Source organism: Pseudomonas sp. H2_D02, assembly GCF_054677635.1.
Map to the genome: position 1 here is coordinate 5,140,747 of NZ_CP162816.1, position 15,948 is coordinate 5,156,694.

The 15,948-nt window shown below is 61.0% G+C and carries 12 protein-coding genes and 4 pseudogenes; 5 read left to right on the forward strand and 11 right to left on the reverse strand.

The window, feature by feature from the left end; genetic code table 11:
• Positions 1–2: 2 nt before the first annotated feature.
• The 3 genes and pseudogenes from AB4N42_RS23470 to AB4N42_RS23480 form a co-directional block, all read right to left on the reverse strand.
• Positions 3–828, reverse strand: a pseudogene (locus tag AB4N42_RS23470) (substrate-binding periplasmic protein).
• A gap of 74 nt (positions 829–902) precedes the next feature.
• Positions 903–1,832 carry an electron transfer flavoprotein subunit alpha/FixB family protein gene (locus AB4N42_RS23475; protein ID WP_460115445.1) on the reverse strand — a complete coding sequence of 310 codons (930 nt, stop codon included), beginning with the start codon at positions 1,830–1,832 and terminating at the stop codon, positions 903–905.
• Between the two features lie 2 nt (positions 1,833–1,834).
• Positions 1,835–2,584 carry an electron transfer flavoprotein subunit beta/FixA family protein gene (locus tag AB4N42_RS23480; protein WP_007908338.1) on the reverse strand — a complete coding sequence of 250 codons (750 nt, stop codon included), beginning with the start codon at positions 2,582–2,584 and terminating at the stop codon, positions 1,835–1,837.
• Positions 2,585–3,129: 545 nt separating this feature from the next.
• Here AB4N42_RS23480 and AB4N42_RS23485 point away from each other — a divergent pair.
• Positions 3,130–4,794 carry an electron transfer flavoprotein-ubiquinone oxidoreductase gene (locus tag AB4N42_RS23485; RefSeq protein ID WP_030137736.1) on the forward strand — a complete coding sequence of 555 codons (1,665 nt, stop codon included), beginning with the start codon at positions 3,130–3,132 and terminating at the stop codon, positions 4,792–4,794.
• A gap of 184 nt (positions 4,795–4,978) precedes the next feature.
• On the opposite strand, the gene AB4N42_RS23490 is transcribed toward AB4N42_RS23485, so the two are convergent.
• On the reverse strand, positions 4,979–5,869 hold the full coding sequence (locus AB4N42_RS23490) for an AraC family transcriptional regulator (RefSeq protein ID WP_323155156.1): 891 nt from the start codon (positions 5,867–5,869) through the stop codon (positions 4,979–4,981).
• 180 nt (positions 5,870–6,049) lie between these two features.
• Here AB4N42_RS23490 and AB4N42_RS23495 point away from each other — a divergent pair, with 180 nt between their 5' ends.
• Positions 6,050–7,102: an NAD(P)-dependent alcohol dehydrogenase gene (locus AB4N42_RS23495; RefSeq protein WP_030137734.1), complete on the forward strand. Its 1,053-nt coding sequence runs from the start codon at positions 6,050–6,052 to the stop codon at positions 7,100–7,102.
• Between the two features lie 6 nt (positions 7,103–7,108).
• Here the strand turns inward: AB4N42_RS23495 and AB4N42_RS23500 are convergent, their stop codons facing one another.
• From AB4N42_RS23500 to AB4N42_RS23520, 5 genes and pseudogenes are all read right to left on the reverse strand, one after another.
• Entirely contained in the window at positions 7,109–7,912 is an 804-nt protein-coding gene (locus tag AB4N42_RS23500) for an IclR family transcriptional regulator (RefSeq protein ID WP_030137733.1), read from the reverse strand.
• A gap of 59 nt (positions 7,913–7,971) precedes the next feature.
• A pseudogene (locus tag AB4N42_RS23505) lies at positions 7,972–9,283 on the reverse strand (MFS transporter).
• A gap of 233 nt (positions 9,284–9,516) precedes the next feature.
• Positions 9,517–10,665 (reverse strand): galactonate dehydratase, encoded by a 1,149-nt coding sequence (gene dgoD, locus AB4N42_RS23510; protein WP_030137731.1) that lies wholly within the window; start codon positions 10,663–10,665, stop codon positions 9,517–9,519.
• Between the two features lie 49 nt (positions 10,666–10,714).
• The gene (locus tag AB4N42_RS23515; RefSeq protein WP_030137730.1) at positions 10,715–11,335 is read right to left on the reverse strand and encodes a 2-dehydro-3-deoxy-6-phosphogalactonate aldolase; all 621 of its coding nucleotides are present in this window, start codon (positions 11,333–11,335) and stop codon (positions 10,715–10,717) included.
• A gap of 18 nt (positions 11,336–11,353) precedes the next feature.
• Positions 11,354–12,337: a 2-dehydro-3-deoxygalactonokinase gene (locus tag AB4N42_RS23520; protein ID WP_407683849.1), complete on the reverse strand. Its 984-nt coding sequence runs from the start codon at positions 12,335–12,337 to the stop codon at positions 11,354–11,356.
• Between the two features lie 190 nt (positions 12,338–12,527).
• Between AB4N42_RS23520 and AB4N42_RS23525 the strand changes: the two are divergent.
• Positions 12,528–13,161, forward strand: a pseudogene (locus AB4N42_RS23525) (glutathione S-transferase family protein).
• Positions 13,162–13,164: 3 nt separating this feature from the next.
• On the opposite strand, the gene AB4N42_RS23530 reads toward AB4N42_RS23525, so the two are convergent.
• On the reverse strand, positions 13,165–13,647 hold the full coding sequence (locus tag AB4N42_RS23530; protein ID WP_030137727.1) for a GNAT family N-acetyltransferase: 483 nt from the start codon (positions 13,645–13,647) through the stop codon (positions 13,165–13,167).
• Between the two features lie 168 nt (positions 13,648–13,815).
• Between AB4N42_RS23530 and AB4N42_RS23535 the strand changes: the two genes are divergently transcribed.
• Positions 13,816–14,160 (forward strand): hypothetical protein, encoded by a 345-nt coding sequence (locus AB4N42_RS23535; RefSeq protein ID WP_198797946.1) that lies wholly within the window; start codon positions 13,816–13,818, stop codon positions 14,158–14,160.
• A 30-nt stretch (positions 14,161–14,190) separates the two neighbouring features.
• A complete protein-coding gene (locus AB4N42_RS23540) occupies positions 14,191–14,571 on the forward strand; it encodes a Rho termination factor N-terminal domain-containing protein (RefSeq protein WP_030137725.1) in 381 nt (126 codons plus the stop codon).
• Positions 14,572–14,976: 405 nt separating this feature from the next.
• Here AB4N42_RS23540 and araH read toward each other — a convergent pair.
• Positions 14,977–15,946: pseudogene (gene araH, locus AB4N42_RS23545) on the reverse strand (L-arabinose ABC transporter permease AraH).
• Positions 15,947–15,948 lie beyond the last annotated feature (2 nt).

A 15,948-nucleotide genomic window follows, 5' to 3' on the forward strand; every position in this document is an offset into this window, starting at 1 on the left:
CCCTACTGTTTTGGGGCACTGACAGTTGGTTGCAACTGTGTTCGCCAACGCTCCAGATTGCGCTGCAACACAGCCTCTGTCAGGCCGGACGCGGCCAATTCTGTCATCTTTTGCGCCAGCTGTCCGCGTAACCATGGGTCGTTGCAGGCGGAGTTATGGGAAACCGCGAGGAACAGGCCCGGCTTGTCCACCGGTTGCGGCGCAGCTTGCAGGTCATTCGCCATTCCCAAGGTCTGCGCCATCGCCAGGCCTGAGTAGCGCCCAGCCAGTACATATTCCACTTCGCCCAGGAGCAATTTCTGAAAGGCCTGGGTCAGGTTGGGCGTGCGGGTCAGGGTTAGATTCTGCTCAGCGAAGACGCCAAATCCCTGTGTCATTCGAACCTTCTCCGACAAGGCGCCGGGATGCCCGTGAAGATCCTCTGGCCGCTCGATCACCAATGTCGAATCCTTGCGGGTCCAGACCAGGTAATCGTTCTCCAGCAGCGGCGGATGCACGTAATCCAGCACTTCCAGGCCAGTCGTGGTCAACGGGGCGTCGGTGAGCAGGTCCATGCGTCCGCTGCGCACTTCGTCCAGCGCCTGGGCGCGCTTGCTAGGCGTATAGAATTTCAATCTTGATGCCCAGCGCTTTCGCCACTTGCTCCAGCAGATCGGCGCCGGCACCAATCAAATGCTTGGGATCCTGGGGGTCTTGCCATAGATACGGCGGCGCATCGGGGCTGCCGGTGGCGATCAGGCGCTCGCATTTGCCAGCGGCGACCGACAGGCCTGGCGCGCACCCCAGCGCCAACAGCAACGACCAGCCAGCCAAACGGCGAAGATCCATCGCACCACACTCCCGTCCGCAGAAATAAAAAACCCGGCCAAAGGGCCGGGCTCTTTATAAGTGAAGATGCTGGATTAGACCAGCTTCTCCAACTCAGGTACGGCTTCGAACAAGTCCGCGACCAGGCCGTAGTCGGCCACTTGGAAGATTGGCGCTTCTTCGTCCTTGTTGATCGCAACGATCACCTTGGAGTCTTTCATGCCGGCCAGGTGCTGGATCGCGCCGGAGATACCGACGGCGATGTACAGCTGTGGCGCAACGATCTTGCCGGTCTGGCCGACCTGCATGTCGTTGGGTACGAAACCGGCGTCGACCGCGGCGCGGGAAGCACCGACGGCGGCGCCCAGCTTGTCGGCCAAGGCGTACAGGTGCTTGAAGTTGTCACCGTTCTGCATGCCACGGCCGCCGGAAACGACGATCTTGGCAGCGGTCAGTTCAGGACGGTCGGACTTGGCCAGTTCTTCGTTGACGAAGCTGGAAATGCTGGCGTCATGGGCAGCGCCTACGGCTTCAATGGCAGCCGAGCCACCTTCGGCGGCAACCGGGTCGAAACCGGTGGCGCGAACGGTGATGACTTTGACCGAGGCAGTCGATTGCACGGTGGCAATGGCGTTGTCGGCGTAGATCGGACGCTTGAAGGTGTCGGCGCTTTCGACCGAGATGATCTCGGAGATCTGGTCGACGTCCAGAGCAGCGGCGACGCGAGGCAGGATGTTTTTACCGTTGGAGGTCGCGGCAGCCAGGATGTGGCTGTAGCCCTTGCCCAGCTCGGCCACTAGCGGCGCAACGTTTTCCGGCAACTGGTGCGCGTAGGCGGCATTGTCGGCGTTGAGGACTTTGCTCACGCCAGCGATTTTCGCAGCGGCTTCGGCAACGGCGCCAGCGCCCTGACCGGCTACCAGGACGTGGACATCGCCACCGATTTTGGCGGCGGCAGCAACGGTGTTCAGCGTGGCCGGAGCCAGCGCTTTGTTATCGTGTTCGGCGATTACCAAGATAGTCATTTTTAGATTACCTTCGCTTCGTTTTTCAGTTTCTCGACCAGTTCAGCCACCGACTTGACCTTGATGCCCGCGCTGCGTGCAGCCGGCGCTTCGACTTTCAGGGTCTTGTTGGTGGAGGCGGTGGAAACGCCCAAAGCGTCAGGAGTCAGCACTTCAAGCGGCTTCTTCTTGGCTTTCATGATGTTTGGCAGGGACGCGTAGCGCGGCTCGTTCAAACGCAGGTCGGTGGTGACGATGGCCGGCAGTTTCAGGGAAACGGTCTGCGCGCCGCCGTCGATTTCGCGGGTCACGGCAACGCTGTCGCCGGACACTTCGACTTTCGAAGCGAAGGTGCCCTGGCCGTAGCCGCTCAACGCAGCGAGCATCTGGCCGGTCTGGTTGTTGTCGCTGTCGATGGCCTGCTTGCCGAGGATCACCAGCTGTGGCTGCTCCTTGTCGACAACGGCTTTCAACAGCTTGGCAACGGCCAGGGAAGTCAGGTCTTCGGCGGATTCGACGAGGATGGCGCGATCGGCACCCAGCGCCAGCGCAGTGCGCAGTTGCTCCTGGGCAGTGGTCGGGCCGATGGAAACGACGACGATCTCAGTCGCCACGCCTTTCTCTTTCAGGCGTACGGCTTCTTCTACGGCGATTTCGCAGAAAGGGTTCATCGACATCTTGACGTTGGCGAGGTCGACGCCGGAGTTGTCCGCCTTGACGCGAACCTTGACGTTATAGTCGACCACTCGTTTGACAGCTACAAGAACCTTCATGGATTCCTCGTTACTCTCCGGTGAAAAGAAAGTCGCCCGGGCGAACCTGGCGGTTGATGATCATGGGCGCAAGGGCACCTCTAAAAACGCCGGCATGAACCACACATGACCTTGCTCACGGGAGTGAAGACCATTCGTCAGTGATGACCGATGAGTCATTCATTATCGCGGCGTGTAAACTGCGCGTCCAAACCTCGCAATTCGTCACTTTGTGCTGCCTTCGCCCTGTCTTTAGAGGTGCTCTTGAAACCAACAGTCAGCCTACGGCGAGCGCAAAACCGCCCGTATCTTGACCGGAACGCCTATTCCGGTCAATACGGCAAAATGGTCAGTCATAAGCCGTACGTCAGTGATTTATCTGGGCTCCGACGATTTCAAACAAACGTTTGTATTGGACCCTGAGAGTGGTGTAGATATAATGCGCCGCTTAGAGAGAGAGCCGCGTCTCATCCATTGTCGCTTTCGTCGCTTCGCGAAGGAAACAACGGATGCAACGCCAAACCTCCAATTAGAAAAAACTGTGAGCCTTGAGTAGGAGATAGCCTGTGGAACGCGAATACATGGAATTCGACGTGGTCATCGTCGGTGCCGGCCCCGCTGGCCTGTCTGCCGCCTGCCGACTGAAACAGAAGGCCGCCGAAGCCGGTAAGGAAATCAGCGTCTGCGTGGTCGAAAAAGGTTCCGAAGTCGGTGCGCACATCCTCTCCGGCGCGGTGTTCGAGCCCCGCGCCCTGAACGAACTGTTCCCGGACTGGAAAGAGCTCGGCGCGCCGTTGAACACGCCCGTCGTTCGCGATGACATTTATGTCCTGAGAAACGCCGACGCCGCGAGCAAAATCCCTGACTTCTTTGTGCCCAAGACCATGCACAACGAAGGCAACTATATTATTTCCCTGGGCAACCTGTGCCGCTGGCTAGCCCAGCAGGCCGAGAACCTGGGCGTGGAAATCTACCCGGGCTTCGCCGCCCAGGAGGCGCTGTTCGACGAGAACGGCGTGGTGCGCGGGATCATCACCGGCGACCTGGGTGTCGACCGCGAAGGCCATCCAAAGGAAGGCCTCTATACACCTGGCATGGAATTGCGTGGCAAATACACGCTGTTCGCCGAAGGCTGCCGCGGCCACATCGGCAAGCAACTGATCAAGCGCTTCAACCTAGACAGCGAAGCCGACACCCAGCACTACGGCATCGGCCTGAAGGAAATCTGGGAAATCGATCCGGCCAAGCATCAACCCGGCCTGGTGGTCCACACCGCCGGTTGGCCGCTGGACATCATGGGCACCGAGAACACCGGCGGCTCCTTCCTCTATCACCTGGAAAACAACCAGGTGGTGGTCGGCCTGATCGTTGACCTGTCCTACAGCAACACCTTCCTGTCGCCCTTCGACGAATTCCAGCGCCTCAAGCATCACCCGGTGCTCAAGCAGTACCTCGAAGGCGGCAAACGCGTCAGCTACGGCGCTCGCGCAATCGCCAAGGGCGGCCTGAACTCGCTGCCGAAAATGGTCTTCAAGGGCGGCGCGCTGATCGGTTGCGACCTCGGCACCCTGAACTTTGCCAAGATCAAGGGCAGCCACACCGCGATGAAGTCCGGCATGCTTGCCGCCGAGGCCGTGGCCGATCGCCTGTTCGCCGAATCCGAAGGCGGTGATGAACTGACCGCTTACGTCGACAGCTTCAAGAACAGCTGGCTGTATGAAGAACTGTTCGCCAGCCGCAACTTCGGTGCAGCGATCCACAAGTACGGCGCAATCATCGGCGGCGGCTTCAACTGGCTCGACCAGAACATCTTCGGCGGCAAGATCCCGTTCACCCTGCGCGACACCACGCCGGATTACGCTTGCCTCAAGCCGGCGGCCGAATGCAAGAAGATCGACTACCCGAAACCGGACGGCAAGATCAGCTTCGACAAGCTCAGCTCGGTGTTCATCTCCGGTACCAACCACGAAGAAGAACAGCCTTGCCACCTGAAGCTGACTGACCCGAGCATCCCGATCAGCAAGAATCTGCCGTTGTACGACGAACCGGCGCAGCGCTACTGCCCGGCCGGCGTGTACGAGGTGATCACCAAGGAAGACGGTGAAAAGCGCTTCCAGATCAACGCCCAAAACTGCGTTCACTGCAAGACCTGCGACATCAAGGACCCTGCGCAGAACATCACCTGGGTCACGCCGGAAGGCGCTGGCGGACCGACTTACCCGAACATGTAAGCCAACACGCTGGACATCGAGGCTCCCGCAATGGGGGCCTTTTTGTTGCCTGCGATCCTGACAACCACACCGAACCAATGTGGGAGCGAGCTTGCTCGCGAAAGCGGTGTCTCAGTCGACATTTGTTCTGAATGATAAACCGCTTTCGCGAGCAGGCTCGCTCCCACAAGGAATCCTGAATGGATCAGGCGACGCGCTCTTCCCCAGGGTTGCGCTCGAAGTAACGCTTGTACTCCCGGCTGAACTGCGACGGGCTCTGATACCCCACCTGATGCGCAACCTGGGCCACGCCCATGCCCTCGATCAGCAGCAGCCGCTGGGCCTTGAGCAGCCGCAAGCGCTTGAGATACTGCACCGGCGACAACAATGTACTGCGCTTGAAATGCTCATGAAAGGTCGAAGCGCTCATGTTCGCGCAACTGGCCAGCGTCTCGACGTTCAGCGGCTCGGTGAAGTGCGCATGCAAATGGTTCAGGGCCACGGCAATCCGCGCGAACTGGCCTTGCTGTTCCACCAGCGCCCGCAACACATCGGCCTGGGGCCCGCGCAACGCGACGAACAGCAACTCCCGGAGCCGCACCTGGCCCATGACCTGACACTCCAATGGATCGTGCAAGCAGCGCAACAACCGCTCGACAGCCCCACGCATGGCGTCGTCGAGCACCGCGCTGGTCATCGACTCCGGTGTCTGCGGCGGCAGGTTCCGACCGGGCATCAAACCCATGGTCAGCACCAGCTCCCCCAGCATCGCCCGATCGATTGCAACGGAAACGCCATACAGCGGAGCATTGGGCATGGCGTAGGTTTCGCATTCGAACGGCACCGGCAACGCCTGGATCAGATAATGACCGGCGCCATATTCCAGCGTGCGTGGCCCCAGGTAGGCCAGTTTGCTGCCTTGGGCAATGATCACCAGGCTCGGTTCGTAGAGCTGCGGGCCACGAGCGACGTCCTGACTGGCGCGCAGCACGTGCACGCCAGGCAGGCGCGTAGGGACGAAACCGTCACGGGTCGCCAAGGGTTCTATCAGTGAAACCAGCGTCGCGTTCGCATCGAGATGGCGGGTCAACAACATGGGCAAAAACTTCACGAAAAAAGGGATGAAACCATCATCGCAGGTCTGGCGTCACAAGAAATCAAATCCTGGCCAACGCCGGAGGATTAGGCATGACAGGCGTAGGAATCGCCATCGCCGCCTGCCGCCAGGACTCCCAGAATGGAACCCCTCACCGTTCACTGCTTAGCGAGGTCCATCATGTACACAGCCATCGGATATGCCGCCCAATCGGCCACCACTCCCCTCGCCCCGATGAAGTTCGAGCGTCGCAGCCCGCGCGCCGACGATGTGGCGATCGACATTCTCTACTGCGGGGTCTGTCACTCCGACATCCACCAGGCCCGCAATGAATGGGGCATCGCTGTTTACCCATTGATGCCCGGCCATGAAATCATCGGAAAAGTCACCGCGGTCGGTGCGAATGTCACCGGCCATAAAGTCGGCGACCTGGTAGGCGTGGGCTGCATGGTCGACTCCTGCCGCGAGTGCGAAGCTTGCCGGTCCGATCTTGAGCAATACTGCCTGGAAGGCATGACCCAGACCTACGCCAGCCCGGACCGCATAAGTGGTGGCCACACCATGGGCGGCTATTCCGACAGCATCGTGGTCAGCGAGCACTTTGTACTGCGCATCCCACAAACGCTCGACCCGGCCAGCGCCGCACCGCTGCTCTGCGCCGGCATCACCACTTACTCGCCGCTCAAGCACTACGGCGTGAAGGCCGGTGACAAGGTCGGCGTGCTGGGCATGGGCGGCCTGGGCCACATGGGCATCAAGTTCGCCAAGGCCATGGGCGCGGAAGTGACGCTGTTTACCCGCTCGGCAAGCAAGGCTGAAGAAGCCCGTCGCCAAGGCGCGGACCATGTGATTGTGTCTACCGACGCTGAACAGATGGCCGCCGCGGCCGGACGTTTCAACTTCCTACTGGACACCATTCCGGTGCAGCACGACCTCAACCCCTACCTCGACACGCTGCATTTCAACGGCGTGCACATCATCGTGGGCCTGGTCGAGCCGGTCGATCCACCGGTACACGCGGCAAAACTGATCCTGGGCCGCCGAGTGCTCGCCGGCTCGCTGATCGGCGGTATCGCAGAAACCCAGGAGATGCTGGATTTCTGCGCTGAGCACAACATCAGCTGCGACATTGAAATGCTCGACATCCGCCAGATCAACGAGGCCTACAGCCGCATGATCGCAGGGGACGTGAAGTACCGCTTCGTCATCGACATGGCGACGCTCAAGGCCTGACGCTCGTCAGACCTTGGCACCCAACTCCGCCGACAGCCGGGCTGTGACCCCTTTGACCAGGGGAATCAGCTCGGCCATTTTCTCCAGCGGCATGTACGGCACGGTGCTGGCGATGCTGATACCAGCGACGATGCGCTTGCCGGCGTCGCGGATCGGCGCCGCCACACATCGGATCGACGGCTCGTTGTCCTCCAGGTCGAAGGCATAGCCCCCCGCCACATACTCCACCATCCGTTGCTGGAACTGCTCCCAGGATTGCTCCTGGTGTTGTGGCCAGAATTGATTTTTCCCACCCGCCGGCAGGCTGATTTCATACAGCCGCTTCCATTGTTCCTGCGAGTCATCAAGCATCAGCGCCTTGCCGATCCCGGTCCGCGCCAACGGCATGCGATGGCCCACACGCGAGCGCATCTCCGGGCCGTTTCGCCCCGGATTCTTCAACAAGTACAAAACCTCGTCGCCCTCGCGAATCGCCAAGTGCACGGTGTCCCCGGTCAGCGCCGACAGCTCGTCCAGGTACGGCCCCGCCAGGCTCACCAATGGCAATTCTTCCCGGGCCTGGAAACCCAGTTCGATCAACTTCGGCCCCAGCAGATAGCCCACTTGCGGCACCACGCGCAGGTAACGTTCGTCCACCAGGCAACTGGCCAGGCGATGGGTGGTGCTGCGGGTGGTGCCGATCAGCCGGGCGATTTCCTTCAAGTCGCGGGCGCCGCTGGCAACCGCCTGGACCACGCCCAGGCCACGCAGCAGCGTCTGCGTGCCGGTAGGAGCGGCATCCTTGATGATTTTTTGATCGTCTTGCTGCATGGCCAGCCTTCAACAGTGAGCGGGGAACGGGCGGCATTATGGTCGCCCGCCCCGTCGGACTACAACTCGATGCGCTCGACCTTCCCGACCAGCAGGATGTAGGACAGCGCGCCCATCAAGGCCAGCACGGCGATATAGGTGATGGCCGGGGCAAACGAGTCGCCACTGGCGAGGAAACCAATGACGATCGGCGTGGCGATGGCCGCCAGGTTACCGATGAGATTGAACACCCCGCCGGTCAAGCCGAGCAGCCGCGCCAGGCGCCAGGGTCGATACCAGCGACCAGGTGATGGACGCCAGGCCATTGCCAAAGAATGCCAGGGCCAGGAACGCGATCACCAGCGGCGTCGACTCGACGAAGTTGGCGCCGATGATCGAGGTGGAAATCAGCAAGCCACCAATGATCGGCAGCTTGCGCGCGAACCCCACCGTGGCGCCGCGACGGATCAGCCAGTCGGAGAAAAACCCGGAACACAGCACGCCGATAAACGCTGCGAGGAACGGCAACGATGCCAGCAGGCCGGACTTGATGAAGTCCATGCCGCGATATTTCACCAGGTAAGTCGGGAACCACGTCAGGAAAAACCACAGCGTGGAATTGAGGCAAAACTGGCCCAGGTAAATGCCCCACAACTTGCGTTGGGTCAGGACGATGCCGAGGTCGCTCCAGTTGAATTTAGCCTTGGCCTTGGCAGTCTCGGCCTGGATATCCACCAGTCCGCCGCCCTCGCGGATCAGCTCGATTTCGGCGGCGTTGGCGCCTTTGAAATCCCGTGGCTCGCGATACACCGCGTACCAGATCACCGCCCAGAGAATACCGACCGCGCCCGTGGCGACAAACACCATGTGCCAACCAAACGCGTGTTGCAGCCACGCCAGCACGGGCGTCAGGAATGCCAGGCCGACAAATTGCCCGGAGGTATAGAAACCAATGGCCGTGGCCCGTTCGCGCTCAGGAAACCAAGTCGTCACCACGCGGCTGTTGATCGGATAAGCCGGCGCTTCCAGCGCACCGACGGCCATGCGCAGAACGAACAAGGCGATGAAACTGGCGGCGAAACCGAGCATCACCGTGGCCGCCGACCACAGCAACAACGCCACGCTATACAGGATGCGCGGCGGCACCCGGTCCACCAGCCAGCCACCGGGGATCTGCATGGCTGCATAGGTCCAGCCGAACGCCGAGAAAATCAGCCCGACGTGGATCGGGTCAATGCCCAGGTCGCTGGTCAGTGCGGGGGCGGCAATCGAGAGGTTGCTGCGGTCCAGGTAGTTGATCACCACGGTGATGAACAGCAGGACCATGATGAAAAAACGCTTGCGGCTGGGCGTCACCAACGACGCCTGCGCGCTCAGGGTGTGCGCTTGCATGTGAGGTGCCTCTTTTTATGTTTATTGAGGAACGGGCGTACCGAAGAAGATCTCCCTGTCTGCGAAGAACAAACTGTGGGAGCGAGCTTGCTCGCGATGACGGTGTCAGTTGACGCATGTGTGACTGATACATCGCCATCGCGAGCAAGCTCGCTCCCACAGGGGATCTGGGGCGCTCATGCGTTTTGCATTCACCACAGGCCCACAGGGATCTCGGGTGAGTCAGGCGTGACTCACCACTCGGCAAAACTGCCATCGGCATGACGCCAGATCGGGTTGCGCCAGCGATGGCCGATGGCCGCGCGCTCGATGACATATTCCTCGTTGATCTCGATGCCCAGGCCAGGACCGTTCGGGATTTTCACGAAGCCTTTGTCGTAGTCGAACACCTGAGGATCCTTGATGTAATCCAGCAGGTCGTTGCTCTCGTTGTAATGGATACCCAGGCTCTGCTCCTGGATAAACGCGTTGTAGCAAGCCGCGTCCAGTTGCAGGCACGCCGCCAAGGCAATCGGGCCCAGCGGGCAGTGCAGCGCCAGCGCCACGTCATAGGCTTCGGCCATGTTGGCGATCTTGCGAGTCTCGGTAATGCCGCCGGCGTGGGACGCATCCGGCTGGATGATGTCGACGTAGCCTTCGCTGAGCACCCGCTTGAAATCCCAACGCGAGAACAACCGCTCGCCCAAGGCAATCGGGGTGCTGGTCAACGGCGCCAATTCCTTCAGGGCTTCGTAGTTTTCGCTGAGCACCGGCTCTTCGATGAACATCAGTTTGTACGGATCGAGTTCCTTCATCAGCACTTTGGCCATCGGCTTGTGCACACGGCCGTGGAAGTCCACGCCAATGCCGACGTTCGGCCCGACCGCATCGCGCACCGCCGCCACGTTCGCCAAGGCGAGGTCGACTTTTTCGAAGGTGTCGAGAAACTGCAGCTCTTCGGTGCCGTTCATTTTCACAGCCGTGAAGCCGCGTCCGACGGCCTCTTTAGCCGCCCGAGCGGTGTCCGCCGGACGGTCGCCGCCGATCCAGGAGTAGACACGGATCTTGTCGCGCACCTGGCCGCCCAACAAATCGCTGACAGACACGCCCAGGGCCTTGCCCTTGATGTCCCACAAGGCCTGGTCGATACCGGCCAGGGCGCTCATGTGCACGGCGCCGCCACGGTAGAAGCCGCCGCGATAGAGCACGGTCCAAATGTCTTCGATATTGCGTGGATCTTTGCCGATCAGGTAGTCGGACAGTTCTTCAACGGCGGCCGCCACTGTGTGGGCACGGCCTTCGACCACGGGCTCGCCCCAGCCAGTCACGCCTTCGTCGGTCTCGACCTTGAGGAAGCACCAGCGCGGCGGAACGATAAACGTGGTCAGTTTGGTGATTTTCATCTTGTTGTCTCTCTTGTCAGATGCAGCGCGCGGGGCGCTGGAAAAGTCTTCAGTTCAAGGCATTCCATGCGGCTACGTAGGCCTTGGCGCGCTCCGCCACTTCATCCGCTGTCAGGCCCGGCTTGAACAACCCGGAACCGAGGCCGAAACCTTTCACGCCGGCTTCGACGAACACCGCCATGTTGTCCGGGGTAATCCCGCCCACCGGCACCAGCACTGTCCCGGCCGGCAGCACCGCGAGCCAGGCCTTGACCACCGCCGGGCCCATTTGCTCGGCGGGAAACATCTTCAGCACATGGGCGCCTTCGGCCAGCGCGGCAAAGGCTTCGGTGGGCGTGGCAACGCCGGGAGACAGGTACAGCCCCGCCGCTTTCGCCGCCCGCAAGACCTTCGGATCGCTATGAGGCATGACGATCACTTGGCCGCCCGCGGCCTTGACCTGCTCCACCTGTTCCGGCGTCAGCACGGTACCTGCGCCGATCAGGCAATCAGCGGGCAAAGTACTGCGCAGGATGCGGATACTTTCGTACGGTTCGGGGGAATTGAGCGGCACTTCGATGACGCGAAATCCAGCGGCATAAAGGACTTCACCGATAGATGCCGCTTCCTCGGGGCGCAGGCCGCGCAGAATCGCGATCAGCCCGTTGTGCGCCAGCGCTTGTGTGAGCATGTCAGGTCTCCAGTAGGTTTAACGCGATGCGCTGGTTTCCAGCAGCCCGGCCGCCACGGCCAGTTGCCACAAACCGCGTTCGGTGGCCTGTTCGGCCAGGGTCACCCGGGCGAAACCGCAGGCGTCGAGGGCCCGCTGGTAACGGGCACACAGTTGAGAGTTGCCGATCAGCACCACGGTCGGCAGGTGGACGCTGTTGCGCCGATGACGTTGCACGGCGGCCAGGGCCGTCAGCTCATGGCCGATCAGGACGCCCGACAGATAATCGGCCTGGGCGCTCGCGCCGAGCTCACCCGTCAGGCCCAGGCTGCGAGCGCTGAACACGGTGGACAACGGACCGATCTCCCCATCCGCCGACAGCGACACCTGCACGCCGCGATCAAAAGCCACGCCGTCGAACGCCGTGCCACGCTGCTGGGTGCGGCCGAGAATGCTGTGGTCACTGAGCACGGCGAAGATCTCGCCCGTCATGAAGGTATCGAAATGGACGATGCAGCCCTCGGTCACTTCCACCCATTTCGAATGGCTGCCAGGCAAGCCGATCAGCACCGCTTCGTTCGGCAGGCTGTGCAACGCACCGAGCACCTGGGTTTCTTCGCCGCGCATCACATTGGGCAGCCGGGAGTGTTGGATCACTCCTGGCACGATGTGAACATCGACACCACGAAGGCTCCGAATGACTTGTAGGGAATGTCCGAGATTGGCGACGTTTGCCGGCGTGTCGCAGTAAGGCGCTTCCCGCCAACCCTGGGCGCTGCCGACCATGCCGCAGGCAATGACGGGCAAGCCTGGCTGCGCATCCAGCCAGTCGCCGCAGGCTTCATCGAAGGCCAGCTCAAAACCATCGGTGCAGACCTGGCCGGCCACGGTTCGCGGCCCGGACGGCAACTGCATGATCCCCGACGACAGCGAACGCTGTTCGAGCACCTCGCCTCCAGCGGCAAGTTTATAAGCCCGTAATGAGGTGGTCCCCCAATCGAGCGCGATCAATTGCGCCTGCATCCGCTTCACCTGTTTTGTTTTATTGGGCAGTGAGTGAGGCGGACTATAAACCCGCGGGCAATAAAATCTCAATATATAAATATCACTCCCATATATTGGGATTCTCGTAATAACCGCAAAACCATCGCCATCCAGCCAAGACCCTGCTACGTTTTCTGACCGGACGCCAAACAACTCAGGGAAAAAAGTGATGGGACAAACGCTGAAAATCCTCGGACGCACTTCCTCGATCAACGTCAGAAAAGTCTTGTGGACTTGTCAGGAACTGGACATCGACTATGAGCGTGAAGACTGGGGCATCGGTTTTGCCTCGACCCACGACCCGGCGTTCCTGGCGCTCAACCCCAACGCCCAGGTGCCGGTGATCATCGATGAGAACGGCGTGCTCTGGGAGTCGAACACCATCTGCCGCTACCTCGTAGGCAAGCATGGGCGCGACGATCTGCTACCCGCCGAACCTGCCGCACGGGCGCGTGTAGAGCAGTGGATGGATTGGCAAGCCACCGAGCTCAACCCGTCATGGGGCGATGCGTTTCACGGACTGGTGCGCAAGCACCCGGATTTCCAGGACCCACAACTCATCGCCGCTCGGCGTCAAACGCTGGAACGACAAGATGGGCTTGCTGGAACAACAGCTGAACCACACCGGCGCTTACGTGGCCGGCGCGGACTTTTCCCTCGCGGACGTGCTCATCGGCCTGTCCACACATCGCTGGCGCCAGACGCCCATGGAGCGTCCGGACTACCCTGCGGTGGCCGCTTATTGCAAGCGGCTCGAACAACGGCCGGGATTTGCCGAATACGCGTCCGACGCGTACTCATGAACTTCAGTTGCCGTTAGCGAAGTCCCGGAGCACCTTGCCATCCATTCGATAGCGCACCCACTCTTCCTGGGGTTGCGCGCCGAGGGACTTATAGAAGTCGATGGCCGGGGTGTTCCAGTCCAGTACGCTCCACTCGAAGCGACCGCAATCGTTGTCGCAGGCGATCTTGGCCAGATGCCGCAAGAGTGTCTTGCCCGCCCCGCCACCGCGCTGTTCAGGTGTGATGTACAAGTCTTCGAGGTACAGGCAATTGCTGCCCAGCCAGGTGGAATAGCTGAAGAAAAACACCGCGAAACCTATCGGTACGCCATCGCGCAGGCAGATCAGGCCGTGGGCGGTCGCGCCTTCGCTGAACAGGCTGCGCTCGATGTCCGCAACGCTGGCAATGACTTCGTGGCGGGCTTTTTCGTAATCGGCAAGCTCGGTGATGAACGCAAGGATTTGCGGCGCATCGCTGGGTTGCGCGGGACGGATCTCGATCGACATGAACGGGCCTTGTAGCCAATTGAAAGCGCCATACTAAGCCGCCAGGCGCCGCTCGTCACATCTTCTACAGACAAACTTCCACGGTGCCGTTCGTCGCCCCTCAGGCACCAACCCCGCTCCAGCGCGGCCAAAAATCTGGCAAGCATTCCAAAAAATGGAGGCGACACCATGATCAATTCAAGGCTGACAGCATTCACCTTCGCGGCATTGTTGTCCTCGGCGGCATTCGCGGCCACGACCTCGGGGACCGGGCCGACCGACCCGGTTCAGGCACCGAACTCGCCCGCCACCCAAGGCTTGCCCAAATTGAACACCGACGGCACCGGCGGCACGCTGAACAATGGCCAGCCACCCGCGACGGGCACCGATCCACGGGTCCAAGGCAACGACACGGGGCGTCAGGGCGGCATGAACACCCCCGACTCCACTGCCCCCGACAACGCCGAGACCGGCGTGGGTTCGAAAACCACTACCGGAGGCTCGGGCTCCGAAGGTGGCGCCGCCAGCCAGTAGGCTCTACTCGGACACTGAGGAGGACATCCCATGCCTCGTGGAAGCAAAGACAAATACACCGACAAGCAAAAGCGCAAGGCTGAGCACATCGAAGAGAGCTATGAACACAAAGGTGTGTCGGAGGGCGAGGCCGAGGCTCGGGCCTGGGCCACCGTCAACAAGCAGTCGGGCGGCGGTGAGCGCTCCGGTGGCTCCGGCAAGAAAAAACCCGCCGAAGCGAAACAGTCCGACCGCAAGGAATCAGCCCGCCGCGCCGCCAAGTCCCGCGAGGGTCATCCGCGCACCAGCAAAGCCTCCCACGAGGCCCAGACGGTGGACAGCCTGATGAAGGAAGCCCGGGCGAAAAACATTCCCGGGCGTTCGAAGATGCGCAAGCAGGAACTGGTCGAAGCGTTGCGCAAGGCCGGGTGATGGTTGGCGTCAGGGAGGACGCCTTCGCGAGCAAGCTCGCTCCCACACGGGTTCTGCGCTGCGCCGAAGTTCTGAGCCTGGCACAAAAACCTGTGGGGGCGGGCTTGCTCGCGAAAGCGGTGGGTCAGCTAAGGAAGTGTTAATGTGCCGACGCCTTCGCGAGCAAGCTCGCTCCCACATTGAATCTCCGGTATGCCTGAGTTTTGCGCCTGGCACAAAACCCTGTGGGAGCGAGCTTGCTCGCGAAAGCGGTGGGTCAGCTAAGGAAGTGTTGGATGTGCCGACGCCTTCGCGAGCAAGCCCGCTCCCACACTGGTTCTGTGCTGCGCCGAAGTTCTGAGCCTGGCACAACAACCTGTGGGAGCGGGCTTGCTCGCGAAGGCGGTGTATTGGTTGACAGAATCTTCAGCGCTGCTTCAACCGGTCAATCACCACCGCCAGCAACAGGATCGAGCCGCGGATGACGTATTGGTAGAAGGTGTCGATGTTCTTCAGGTTCATCGCGTTCTCGATGATCGCCAGGATCAGCACGCCCGCGATGACGTGGCGGATCATGCCGATGCCGCCGCTCAACGAAACCCCACCGAGCACGCAGGCCGAGATCACGGTCAGCTCGAAGCCTTGGCCGATCATCGGTTGGCCCGACGTCATGCGCGAGGCCAGGATCACACCCGCCAGCGCACCAATAATGCCGTGCACGGCGAAGATGATGATCTTGGTGCGATCAACGTTCACCCCTGCCAACAACGCCGCTTCCTGGTTGCCACCGATGGCCATGGTGTTGCGCCCGTAGGTGGTGTAGTTCAGCAGCCAGCCGAAGAACAGGAAGCAGGCAATGGTGATCAGGATCGGCACCGGCACGCCGAACAACTGGCCGTTGCCGAAGACGAAGAAAGATTCTTCGGAAACGCCAACCGCTTTACCGTTGGCAAAGATATAGGCCAGGCCACGGACGATCTGCATGGTCGCCAGCGTGGTAATCAGTGCATTGACCCGCAGTTTCGCAATCACGATGCCATTGATCAGGCCAACGATCAGCCCCATCACCAACGCCGCGCTGACCCCGAGGAAGACGCTGTCAGTGTCGCGCATCACCACTGCCGCAACCACGCTCGGCGCAGGCAATGACCGACCCCACCGACAAGTCGAAGTGCCCGGACGCCAGGCAATACAACATGGTGCACGCGGCGATGCCGGTGGTGGAAATCGCCAGGCCCAGGCCCCGCATGTTCAACGGCGACAGGAAGTTGTCGATCATCAGGGTGCAGAGCACGAAGATGCCGATGGCCGCCAGCAACATGACCCAGTCATCGAGGAAGCGGCGCAGGTCCAGGGGTTTGCGTGCCGTTGGCAGTGCATTGTTTTGAATGGTCATGA